11 protein-coding genes and 1 riboswitch are annotated in these 12,230 nt (G+C 41.0%); all 11 genes read left to right on the forward strand.

Annotated features, from left to right (window positions below):
- Positions 1-31: 31 nt before the first annotated feature.
- The 11 genes from ABE65_RS04450 (at position 32) to ABE65_RS04500 (ending at position 12,059) form a co-directional block, all read left to right on the forward strand.
- Entirely contained in the window at positions 32-553 is a 522-nt protein-coding gene (locus tag ABE65_RS04450; RefSeq protein ID WP_066391745.1) for a hypothetical protein, read from the forward strand.
- 84 nt (positions 554-637) lie between these two features.
- The gene (locus ABE65_RS04455; protein ID WP_066391747.1) at positions 638-862 is read left to right on the forward strand and encodes a hypothetical protein; all 225 of its coding nucleotides are present in this window, start codon (positions 638-640) and stop codon (positions 860-862) included.
- Between the two features lie 89 nt (positions 863-951).
- Complete coding sequence (locus tag ABE65_RS04460) at positions 952-1,599, forward strand: nitroreductase family protein (protein ID WP_066391750.1); 648 nt, start codon at positions 952-954, stop codon at positions 1,597-1,599.
- Between the two features lie 341 nt (positions 1,600-1,940).
- Positions 1,941-3,050 (forward strand): hypothetical protein, encoded by a 1,110-nt coding sequence (locus tag ABE65_RS04465; RefSeq protein ID WP_082861288.1) that lies wholly within the window; start codon positions 1,941-1,943, stop codon positions 3,048-3,050.
- A gap of 177 nt (positions 3,051-3,227) precedes the next feature.
- A riboswitch (SAM riboswitch) is annotated at positions 3,228-3,342 on the forward strand.
- Positions 3,343-3,537: 195 nt separating this feature from the next.
- Positions 3,538-5,328: a PLP-dependent aspartate aminotransferase family protein gene (locus tag ABE65_RS04470; protein WP_066391752.1), complete on the forward strand. Its 1,791-nt coding sequence runs from the start codon at positions 3,538-3,540 to the stop codon at positions 5,326-5,328.
- A 105-nt stretch (positions 5,329-5,433) separates the two neighbouring features.
- Positions 5,434-6,423 (forward strand): aliphatic sulfonate ABC transporter substrate-binding protein, encoded by a 990-nt coding sequence (locus tag ABE65_RS04475; protein WP_066391754.1) that lies wholly within the window; start codon positions 5,434-5,436, stop codon positions 6,421-6,423.
- A 22-nt stretch (positions 6,424-6,445) separates the two neighbouring features.
- Positions 6,446-7,291, forward strand: a complete 846-nt coding sequence (locus ABE65_RS04480; protein ID WP_066391759.1) for an ABC transporter permease — start codon at positions 6,446-6,448, stop codon at positions 7,289-7,291.
- A gap of 15 nt (positions 7,292-7,306) precedes the next feature.
- Positions 7,307-8,038, forward strand: a complete 732-nt coding sequence (locus tag ABE65_RS04485; RefSeq protein ID WP_066391761.1) for an ABC transporter ATP-binding protein — start codon at positions 7,307-7,309, stop codon at positions 8,036-8,038.
- Positions 8,035-9,726 carry an acetate--CoA ligase gene (gene acsA, locus ABE65_RS04490; protein WP_066391763.1) on the forward strand — a complete coding sequence of 564 codons (1,692 nt, stop codon included), beginning with the start codon at positions 8,035-8,037 and terminating at the stop codon, positions 9,724-9,726. The genes ABE65_RS04485 and acsA overlap by 4 nt, the downstream gene beginning before the upstream one ends.
- Positions 9,704-10,801, forward strand: coding sequence for a homoserine O-acetyltransferase MetX (gene metX, locus ABE65_RS04495; RefSeq protein WP_066391765.1), 1,098 nt, complete (start codon positions 9,704-9,706; stop codon positions 10,799-10,801). Before acsA ends, metX begins: the two co-directional genes overlap by 23 nt.
- Entirely contained in the window at positions 10,788-12,059 is a 1,272-nt protein-coding gene (locus ABE65_RS04500; RefSeq protein WP_066391776.1) for a homoserine dehydrogenase, read from the forward strand. Before metX ends, ABE65_RS04500 begins: the two co-directional genes overlap by 14 nt.
- Positions 12,060-12,230: the final 171 nt, after the last annotated feature.

Here is a 12,230-nt window from a genome sequence, read left to right on the forward strand (position 1 = left end):
AATGTATATAAGATACGTGGGGTGTTTAAACATGGAACTCTTTTTGAATGTGTTTTTTGGGATCTTAATCGTTTTAGGAATGATTGCAGCTGTTTATTATCTTTTGAAGAATGTGAAAGACAAAAAAAGAGCCGTTCCGGTCTATGGGCTTTCTTATAGTGGGGAATATACACAGAAGAATTTTTGGACACATGAGATTATGATTGTGGTCATCATTACACAAGGCTTTGGTCTGCTGAAACTTTCAATGCCTGTAAATGTTTTAATGATTTGTTTATTGGTGTTTCTTACACTTCTCTATTTTACTCAAATTTGGAGAGGTGCGATCGGTAAGAAAGGCGTTGTATCGGCTACTAAATTTTATGATTGGAATCAGATAGATTCAGTGGATTGGATCACTGGCATTCAAGCGGAAAATCCAGGATATCCGACTTGGGGTCTCGTTCGCTTTCATACAGGTGAACGGTATGTTGAATTTGTAATTAAGAAAAAAGCAGAGAATGAAGTGCGTTCTTTCGTGGAAGAACGGATGAATCTTGCAAAAGCAAATTAGACATTTTAATTTTGTTTTCAAATAAAGGTATTCTATCTTTTCCTAAGAATAAGTTAATTGTAAAAGGATAAAGGTGGTTTTACCATGAAGCCGTATGTGAAAGCGGGACTTATTACAGCTGGACTGATCGTCCTGATCAGTACTTATCTGCTAGGGATGTATGTAGAAAAATTAAATGTTCAAAGAGAGTCTCTTAATATGGATCCTATCCATATTGTCAGTGTATTGTTAGGTGCTTCACTCATCCCGATCGGATTAAGAATAAAAACGAAAAAAGATATAGAAACCACAGAGAACAGTGCAAAATAGGCACTGTTCTTTTACGTATTTTGTAGAGAGTTCCAATCTTTTGTATAATACATATAGAATATCCAATACATGTGCTAGAGGAGACAATCATGAAATACGAAGATTTTAAAGAAATCGTGCACGGCAGAAGAAGTGTCCGAAAGTTTACGGATCAAGCAATTGCTGAAGAAGACATTTATGAAATCATGGATTGCGCTCGTTATGCTCCGAGCGACACAAACTCACAAACATGGGAATTTATTGTGATTCGAAACAAAGATAAAGTAAAGAAAATCGAAGAGATGACGTGGGATGCTATTCATAAATTGGCTGCAAGGGCCGAAGAGAACGGAAAAACAAAGGAAGCAAAATTGCTGACGCGCTCTTTTGGTCCATACGCGACGGCGTTCTCTGGAGCACCCGTTTTGATCATATGCTTAGCCACTCCTTATGAATCTAAGTTTCGAGAAAAGATCTTTGATCCGATCGAACTTGCCGAAGAATCTGTCTGGGAAGAAGAAGGAATCAAGAGTAGCTGCTTAGCGATTCAAAACTTGATGCTCGCAGCGCATGCGCGTGGGCTTGGTACTTGCCCGATGACTGGCCCAGTACTGTTGGCACAAGATGCGATTCGTGACTTTTTAGATATTCCGTCTAAGAAGCAGATCAACATGGTCATTTCACTGGGTCATCCACAAGATCAACCCAAAAAACTCGCAAGAAAAGCAGTAGAAGACATTGTCACATACGTAGATTGATGGTATTTGGGACTTTGTAAGTTCCTTGGAAAGCTCATCCAACGGCTGTTAGGCTCGTTGGACGAGCGCCATACGAAAAATACGAGCGCCATACGAAAAATACGAGCGCCATACGAAAAATACGAGCGCCATACGAAAAATACGAGCGCCATACGAAAAATACGAGCGCCATATAAAAAATACAAGCCCACTCCGAATAGTTTCCACCTTCCACTACATTTCTTATCTCTTCATAAGACTTCAGACCTACAAGGAAATTTAAGAAAAAAGGATTTTTTTCGACATATACCGAATACATGTTTCAAGAAACGTATTTTCAATTTTAGAAAGAGGAACTTCTTATGAAAGAGACATTTGACTTGATTGATTATGCATTGCAACAAAGTGGGTTAGAAGAACTTAAGGATCCGACACAGGTTCAATATTTAGGTGAAGGAGCTTGGCATCTTGCGTATCTCGTTCAACTACGCACAGGAAATGCCGTAGTAGTTCGATTTCCGAAGACAGAGGCGTACGGGAAGAACGTAGAGTTTGACGAAGCAGCCCTTCATGCCGAATATGCTGGAACGAAAGCATACTATGAGTTAGCAAACCAAGTGAAACCAGGAATCTGCCCTAATTTTTTCAACTATCATGTAGAAAAAGATAGAACGTTTACAGTGGAATCTTATGCAGGAAAAGCGATTAAGCTAGACCAACTAACGGTTGTAGAAGCGTTTCATATCGGAGCAGAACTGGGTGAGTTCTTTCGCAAGATGAATGCCGCAGATCATGGTTTAACAGGGTTCGGTTATCTCTCATGGAACGGAAAACATATTGAAGGAAAGCTTCAATATGATGCTTCAGAATCTATGAAAGAAGAAAACAAGGAATACATAGATGATTTTAAGAAATTTATAGATACGTATGAGGAGTCCATATCTCCAGCAGCTATGATTGAACTTCAAAAATGTTTGGAAGATAGAAAGATCATGGATCAAACGGTTGTACTTACTAACCAAGATACATCTCCCGAGAACGTTTTGCTTCATTCAGATGGTACCGTCTGTTTGATTGATCCTGTACCCATCTTATATAGCGGGGATTCACTCGCTGGGAATTTTCTTAATAATTACCGTACATTGTTTCCAACATTTTTTAATGCACCACGTTATGCGCGACATGAATTTGATCGGTATGAAGATCGATTAAAACGAATCGCCGACGGATTTTTAGAAGGATATTCTCACGGAGATCTAGCAGTAAAGCGTAGAGTTAAACAAGAGGAGTTTATTCAACTGACTGATCTAACTGTGACTCATTGGCATCTACTTCAGACGGATGAGTTATCTCACGAACAGAAAATTCGTTACGGTGAGAGAGAGGCAATTGCCAATCGGATAACAGTCCTTGTAAAAAAAATCGAAGAGTTTCAATGGTTTGATGAAAAAAGTGGAACAAAGTTAGCATAACCGGCATAGCATGGGCATAATCTTAATTCAAAGCTGACAGTTGAACACTCATTTCTTTTGTATAACTTTTATGATTTTTCAAAAAACGGTTGACTTTATAAAACATCATACTCTATAATCCTATTCAAGAACTAAACAAACATCAGCACGTTAATGTGTTAAACATAATTTGAATATCTCTTATCCAGAGAGGCGGAGGGACTAGGCCCGATGAAGCCCGGCAACCAACAAACCACAATGGTTTGGAAAGGTGCCAATTCCTACAGATCTTTATTGATCTGAAAGATAAGAGGAGGACCAAAACCCTCTTCTTAGGAAGGGGGTTTTTCTTTTTCCCCTTATCATACTTCACACATACAAACATCAATAAGACAATCATCTCATTTTCATTTTAAAAACTGAATATAGCAAAAGGGATAAACACTAATATTTATTCCTAGTTTTCCTATAGATTTTATTTGAATTTAAATATGAAGGAGCGATTATAATGACAAAATCATTTGATGGATACGATATTGAAACATTACTACTACACGGGGGCCAAGCGCCTGACCCAACAACAGGATCTCGAGCAGTACCTGTCTACCAAACTACTTCCTATGTTTTTTCTGATACAGACCATGCGCAAAGCCTTTTCGCACTTGACGAGCCAGGAAATATCTATAGCCGGATTGGGAATCCAACAGTCGACGTTTTTGAGAAAAGAGTCGCCCTTTTAGAAGATGGTGTAGCAGCAGTTGCAACGTCTTCTGGTATGTCAGCAATCGCGCTAGCTATCTTAAATATCGCACATGCAGGAGATGAGATTATTGCAGCTACCAATCTATATGGAGGAACGTACAACTTATTTTCTACTACTCTCCCAAAATACGGAATCAACGTAAAGTTTGTTGATGCAGAAGATCCTGAGAACTTCAGAAAAGCGATTACTCCAAACACGAAAGGATTTTTTGCTGAAACGATCGGCAATCCGAGTCTTAATGTTCTAGATATTGAGGCAGTAGCGGATATCGCGCATGAGAACGGTGTACCTTTACTTATTGATAATACGTTCGCAACTCCATATGTAACCAAACCTTTAAGTTTTGGAGCTGACATCGTCATTCACTCAGCAACAAAGTGGATCGGTGGACATGGAACAGCCATCGGCGGTGTTGTGGTAGACGGAGGACGCTTTAATTGGAACTCAGAGAAATATCCAGGATTCACAGAGCCAGATAACAGTTATAACGGATTAAGATACGCGAATGACTTCGGGACATTAGCTTTCGCGACAAAATTACGCGTACAGCTTTTACGAGATTTCGGGGCATGTTTAAGTCCACACAATGCATTTCTCCTTCTGCAAGGTTTAGAAACCCTGCATCTACGCGTGGAAAAACATGCGAAGAACGCACAAGAAGTAGCGGAATACCTGGAAAAACATCCAGCGGTAGATTGGGTTTCTTATCCTGGCCTTGCTTCGCACAGAAGTCATGAGCTTGCTAAAAAATATTTAAGCAATGGTTTTGGTTCGATCGTAAACTTTGGGATCAAGGGTGGTCGTGATGCCGGACGTAAAGTCATTAACAACATCTCATTATGGTCACACGTTGCAAATGTTGGTGATGCAAAATCATTGATTATCCACCCTGCTTCTACCACTCATCAGCAACTGAGTGGAGAAGAATTAGTAGCAACAGGCGTAACAGAAGAACTGATTCGGTTATCGGTCGGACTTGAGTCCGTAAAAGATCTTACGAATGATCTTGATCGTGCCATACAAACGGCAACTGGCATCGGGTCGGATAAGACGGAGATCACGATAAATGATGAAGGTGTCATTCGCTGGGCATTGCATTCATCACAGTATCGAGCAGTCGAGAACGGTCAAGAAATTCAACGTCCTAAGACGCTTGCGATCGTTGGACTCAGTTCTAACCCAGCAAGACCCAGCCATAGATTAGCAAGAAAAATGCAGCGCCTTGGCTATAAGATCGTTCCTGTAAATCCAAGAGAAACGGAAGTGCTTGATGAAAAAGCGTATCCAGATTTAAAATCTATTCCGTTTCCAATCGATGTGGTTCAAGTGTTTAGAAGTCCAGAAGCAGCGATTGAGCTCGCAAAGGAAGCGGCGATTACACAGCCAAAAGTATTCTGGCTGCAAGAAGGTGTCATCTCGCCAGAAGCAGCAAAAATTGCGAAAGAAGCTGGGATTGATGTGGTGCATAACAGATGTACGTATAAAGAAGCACAACGTCTAAGAGGAACAATTTCAACGTATGCGTGTGAACTTTAAAAATAGAAATCGGTAAGCGAGCATCCTGGAACGGAAGTCAACGACTTTCAAAAGTAACTCAAAAAAATAGCCATACAAAAAGAGAGAAAGCGTGGAGGGAAACACATGTTGAAGATTTGGCAGAAAGCAACACTGGCTTTAAGCATAGCTGGCGCTTTGGTGTTATCAGGCTGTTCTAGCAGTGCAAAAGAGGGAGAGAAACCAGAAAAGATCCGACTCGATTACGCGTTTTACTCTCCCACAAGTCTTGCACTGAAAAAGTTTGGATGGGCAGAAGAAGCATTTAAAAAAGATGGGATTGAAGTAGAGTGGATTCAAAGTCAAGGAAGCAATAAAGCGCTTGAGTTTTTGAATTCAGATAGCGTTGATTTTGGATCAACAGCTGGTGCTGCAGCACTGATCGCAAAAGACAAAGGTGCTCCGATTGAATCGATTTACATCTATTCTCAGCCAGAATGGACAGCACTTGTAGCGGCAGACGGTTCACCGATTAAAGATGTAAAAGATCTGAAAGGCAAAAAAGTAGCAGCAACGTTTGGAACGGACCCACACATCTTTTTACTCCGTGCACTTGCGGATGCTGGCCTGTCTGCAAAGGATGTACAGATTGTAAATCTGCAACATGCGGATGGAGCGAATGCCCTTTTAAAAGGGCAAGTGGATGCTTGGGCTGGGTTAGATCCACATATGGCAAGGACAGAAGTTGAATCCGGTGCGAAGTACATTTATCGTAATCCAGATTTTAATACGTATGGAACTTTAAACGTACGCTCTGAATTTGCTAAAAACCATCCGAAGCAGGTCGAACAAGTAATTGAACTTTATGAAAAAGCAAGAAAATGGACGATTGAACATCCAGAGGAAGCAACAAAACTTTTATCAGAAGAAGCGGGGATTAAAGAAGATGTCGCAAAAAAACAACTGCAACGAAACAACTTCGAGGAACCTGTTCCAGGATCACAGCATGAAAAAGCTATATCGGCTGCAGGCGAAGTACTCCAAAAAGAAGAGATTGTCAAAACAGATACGAATATCGAAGACCTTGTAAAGAAATTGATCAATCCGAAATTTGCAGAAAAAGTGATCAACCAATAAGGAGAGAGAGGAGGAAGTGTCGATGATTTCTGAAACACATAAGTGGAAAGTAGCACAGAGAGCTTCCCCTCAGAAGCTCTCATCATCTAGAGGTATCTTTCAAATCGGTAAATGCGTTCTTATAGGTTCGATCCTACCAATCATTCTATTAGTAGTTTGGGAAATCGCCGCTAGAACAGGACTTCTCGCCGCACATCTGTTGCCAGCACCAACCATTATTTTAGAAAAAATAATCAGTATGTATCAAGATGGTTCACTGTTCGGTCATATCTCTATTACCCTGACGCGGGTATTCTTAGGATTTGCAATTGGAACGGGAGCGGCGGTTGTAATCGGTGCAATCGTAGGTTATGCAAAAACAGCAGAAAGACTATTAGACCCATTGTTTCAAGCCATTCGATCTATCCCATCTCTCGCGTGGGTACCGCTCTTTATCCTTTGGATGGGAATTGGAGAACCTTCCAAGATTTCATTAATCGCAGTAGGTGTATTCTTTCCTGTCTATTTAAATATTGTGGCAGGAATCCAAGGTGTGGATCGTAAGCTTATTGAGGTCGGAAGAATATATCAGCTCACACCTTACCAGCTAACAAAACGCATTATATTGCCAGCTGCATTACCTTCATTTATTACAGGTATGCGCAGCGGATTAGGACTTGGGTGGATGTTCGTAGTAGCGGCAGAACTTATGGGAGCAAGTGAAGGACTAGGCTATCTGCTCGTGGTAGGTCAGAACACATACTCACCAGATACGGTAATTGCAAGCATCTTGCTATTTGCAGTCTTAGGAAAAATAACGGATGCCGTTTTGAAATGGGTCGAACATCGTTCACTAAAATGGCAAGACAGTATGACCAATCAAGGATAGAAGGAGGGGAAACAAATGCTGAAAGTAAACTCTTTAAAACGAACATTTAACCAAGACACAGCTGGATTTCAAAACATTAACCTTTCTGTTAAGAAGGGAGAAATAATAGGGATTTTAGGCACGAGTGGTTGTGGGAAAAGCACATTGCTTCGTGTGCTATCTGGGCTCGATCACAACTATGAAGGTACGATCTCAATAGAGAATGAATCGAACGATCAAATCGGTATGATGTTTCAAGAACCTCGCCTTCTGCCTTGGTTGTCGGTAAGAAAGAACATTTCATTCGGATTGGAAAAAGAAAAGAGAAACAGTAATAAATATAAAACGTATCTGGATCTAGTAGGCTTAACGGATTTTGAGAACCATTACCCGAAAGACTTATCAGGTGGGATGGCACAACGAACAGCCATTGCAAGAGCACTCATTACAGAACCTGAAATTCTGTTACTTGATGAACCGTTTAGTGCGTTAGATGCTTTTACCAAAATGCAGCTTCAGGATCTTCTATTATCCATATGGCAAAAAAAGAAAACAACGATGATTCTAGTGACTCACGATATTGATGAAGCACTCTATCTCTGTGACCGAATTTTCATCTTAAAAGGTCAGCCAGGTGAAGTGTACAGTGAAATTACGGTAGAGAAAGAAAAACCAAGAACCCGAGGAGGCGGTTACCTCTCTAAACAAAAAGCTCACATCTTACATTTATTAAACGTTGAAAAGAAAGCAGCAGGTGAACATCAATGACAAAACTAGCGACCATTCATCCAGTCAGAGGAACACATAATATTTCAGAAGACCAGAGCGCTACAAGCTTTTCATGGGATACTTTTATCGAAAGGTTCGATAGACGAAGTGATGGTAAGACGAACATGGCTTATGAGTGTGTAGATCGTCATGTTGAAGAAGGAAGAGGTAAGAAAACAGCTCTTCATTATATAGACGATTCACAAGAAACTAAAATGAACTATTACGAGCTTAAGAAAACGACAGATCAGTGGGCGGCAGTGTTAAAAAAACATGGTGTGAAGAGCGGAGACTTTGTTTTTGTCTTCTTACCCAAACACCATCATTGTCATATCGCGATGTTAGCTGCTATCAAACTAGGAGCAATCGTCGGTCCATTATTTGAAGCGTTCATGTCTGATGCGGTAAGGGACCGTATTAGTGACTGTGAAGGAACGTTCTTGATTACAGATGAAGAGTTGTATCAGCGTGTACCAAGAGAGGATCTCCCGAGTCTTCACACGGTCTTTTTAACAGATGGTGAAGGAGAAAAAGGCGAAATCTCGCTTCAAAAAGAGTTGAAGAGTGTGGGAAGCACTGAGAGTCAGATTGAGTGGGTAGACCCTGAACATGGACTGAACATCCACTACACTTCCGGTTCTACTGGAAAACCAAAAGGTATCATTCATGCTCATCGAGCGATGGTGCAGCAATATCTTACAGGCAGATGGGTGTTGGATATTCAAGAAGATGATGTGTATTGGTGCACGGCCCATCCGGGATGGGTGACAGGGACGGTGTATGGCGTTTTTGCTCCATTATTAAACGGAGCTACCATTGTCGTTCACGGCGGACGATTTAAAGCAGAAACGTGGTACGAGACTTTACAGAAAACAGGTGTAACGGTTTGGTATAGCGCTCCAACAGCCTTTCGCATGTTGATGGCAAAAGGAAATCAGCTTCCACAAAACTATGATCTCTCTAAGCTTCGCCATCTATTAAGTGTAGGCGAACCATTGAATCCCGAAGTGATCTATTGGGGACAGAACGTGCTTGGAAAAAGAATTCATGATACGTGGTGGATGACGGAAACCGGTGCACAACTTATTGTGAACCTTCCGACAGAGCCGATCAAACCTGGTTCCATGGGAAAAGCATTTCCTGGCATTATCGCAACCGTGTTAGATGAAGATGGGAATGAACTGCCACCTTATGCTGTAGGTCATTTGGCAATCAAAGCACCATGGCCAGCAATCATGAAGGAAGTTTGGCAGAATCCTGAAAAATATGATTCGTATTTTAGCTGGGGCGAGTGGTACGTATCAGGTGATCTTGCTATAAAAGACGAAGATGATTATATCTTTTTCCAAGGACGTTCAGATGACATGATTAATTCTTCCGGAGAACGAATCGGCCCTTTTGAAGTGGAAAGCAAACTGATCGAGCACAAAGCAGTGGCAGAAGCCGGAGTAATTGGCAAGCCTGATCCTATTCGAGGAGAGATCGTGAAAGCCTTCATCGTTTTAAAAGATGGATTTAGTGAGAGTCAAGAGCTTTTGGATGAAATCCGAATCTTTGTTCGAGGAGAACTAGCTGCACATGCGGCTCCTCGTGAGATCGAAATCGTAGAAGAGCTTCCCAAAACAAAGATCAGCGGAAAAATATTGCGAAGAGAGCTGAAAGCCCGTGAGTTACAAAAACTTGCTTGAAACTTCTAGAAAGATAGGGAAGATCAGGATCGGTGATTTTGCTCTAGAATCAGGAAAAGTAATTCCAAATGCGGAATTAGCTTTTGAGAAAACAGGCAACGCTAAAGGTCCTGTAATCTTACTCTGCCACGCCTTAACTGGAAATCAGTATGCTTACGGTTCAGAAGAAGACCCAGGTTGGTGGCGTGGATTAGTGGGACCTGATCAATATGTTGACACAAATCAATTCCAAGTAATCACATTTAACGTACTTGGAGGATGCAACGGTTCAACTGGTCCAGCAAAGACGAATCCTCAAACCGGTGAAAACTATGGGAAATCATTTCCTTTTGTAACGGTACGAGACATGGTTCGCGCGCAGCGTCAGGCACTTAGTATCTTAGGAATTCCAAGGCTTCATGCTGTTATGGGAGGATCACTTGGCGGTATGCAGGCACTTGAATGGGCTGTGCAGTTTCCGTACTTTTTAGAAAAAGTATTTATTTTTGCAGCAACTCCTTTCTTAAGTGATTATGGCGTCGCTTTTAATAGACTCGCCCTTCACGCGATCGAGAGCGATCCTGTCTATAAGAGTGGTAACTATAAAAGTGATGATAGACTTGTAGGTTTGGAGATTGCACGGATGGCGGGCCTATTAACGTACCGGCAACCTAAGCTATTTAATGAGAGGTTCAATCGAGAGATTAAAGAAAAAGACGACGAAGGTAAGCCATTCTTTCAAGTAGATTCGTATCTTACGTATCAAGGGGAAAAATTGATCAAGAGGTTTGATGTGGAAAGCTATGTTTCTCTTCTATACGCGATGAACGCTTTTGATATCGGGGATAAGCTCGGTGGATGGGAGCGGGCGGCATCACAGATTCAAGCTGAAGTTCATGCGTTTGGCTATGAAGGTGATCTTCTATATCCGCCAAAAGTCATTGAAGATTTTGTGAAACAAACTCGATTTGGAACCTATTATTCGATAGAAACAGATTTCGGTCATGATGGATTCTTAGTGGAATTTGATAAATGGGGACCACATGTGAGAGAAGCATTGAGACAGGAGGGGAGGCTGCAATATGGCACCTATTAAAGCAGCACTGCTAGGTTTTGGCACAGTTGGCCAAGGTGTATATGAAGCATTACAAACACATAGAGAACAGCTTCAAAATGTGCTCGGTAAAGAGGTAGTGATCGAAGGGATCTTAGTGAAGGATGGATCAAAAAAACGTGATGTGGATGAGCATGTTTTAATAACTACTGACTTTGATGAGATACTCAATATTGATGGATTAGAGGTTGTATTTGAAGCAATCGTAGGAGAAGAGCCAGGTTTTACTTACTTAAGCCGTGCTCTTGATAAAGGCTGTCATGTCATTACTGCAAATAAAGTCATGTTTGCAAAACACGGAAGATCATTGCTTGATAAAGCGGAAACGCTAGGTCGTTATGTTGGTTATGAAGCGACAACAGCAGGTGGAACACCAATCATTCGGAGCATCTCTCAGCTTCTTCAAGTAAATGAGATTCATGCAGTTGAAGCGATACTTAATGGCACATCCAACTATATTTTAACGAATATGAGGGAGAAAGGTCTTCCGTTTCATGACGTGTTAAGATCTGCTCAAGAATTGGGTTATGCAGAAGCTGACCCAGCAAGTGATATAGAAGGTCATGATGCATTTTATAAGTTAATGATTCTCAGCGAGTTGTCGTTTGGTGAGACACCAAAATGGGAGGACGTAGAACGAAAAGGGATAACAGAAGTTACGAGTGAGCAAATTTCCGTATTTAAAGACTGGGGATATAAAGTGAAGCATTTGGCGCGGATCCGCCGTGACCGCGACCAATTCATATCATCTGTAAAACCTGTCTTAGTTGATGCAGATCATCCATTATATGGTGTGGAAGATGTTCAGAATGCGATTACGGTCGATACAAGTCTTGCCGGAAAAGTTACGGTTCAAGGAGCAGGAGCAGGAAAACTTCCTACGGCAAGTGCTATGGTGGAAGACTTGACTTATGTGCTGCAACCTCAACCTGTAATTCGAAAGAAAAGAGCAGAACAACATGCTGATAATAATAGAGATAGCACAAACTTCACTACAGTCGGAGAATATGTTCTCATCGGTTCATCTGTAAGCTTTCATGGAACAGATGACGTACAAATTTTAAAACAAGAAATAAAAGAAGATCTTGTTTATCTTTTGATCGAGTGTCAAGTGAGTACAGCAACTTTATTAAAAGAAAATCCAGAGCTTGTTGTTTATGAAGTGGCGGGAAAGGAGAAGAACAAAAAGGTTGAACAAGAACAAAAGGATTTATTGTTGAAGAAGGTCACTAATTTATAGAATAAAAGAAGTTGATTCATCAAGTGTTAAACGAACATTGCAGAGTGGCTCCTGCAATGTTTTTTTAGTGTATGTTTTGCTTTGGGCTACGAATTAGCATAAAAATCTGCGACTCTTTATAAAAGAAGCTGGATGAAAGGTTAACAAATGACTACTTTCATCCAGCTTTTC

It is taken from the genome of Fictibacillus phosphorivorans (assembly GCF_001629705.1).
In the GTDB taxonomy this organism is placed as follows: domain Bacteria; phylum Bacillota; class Bacilli; order Bacillales; family Fictibacillaceae; genus Fictibacillus; species Fictibacillus phosphorivorans_A.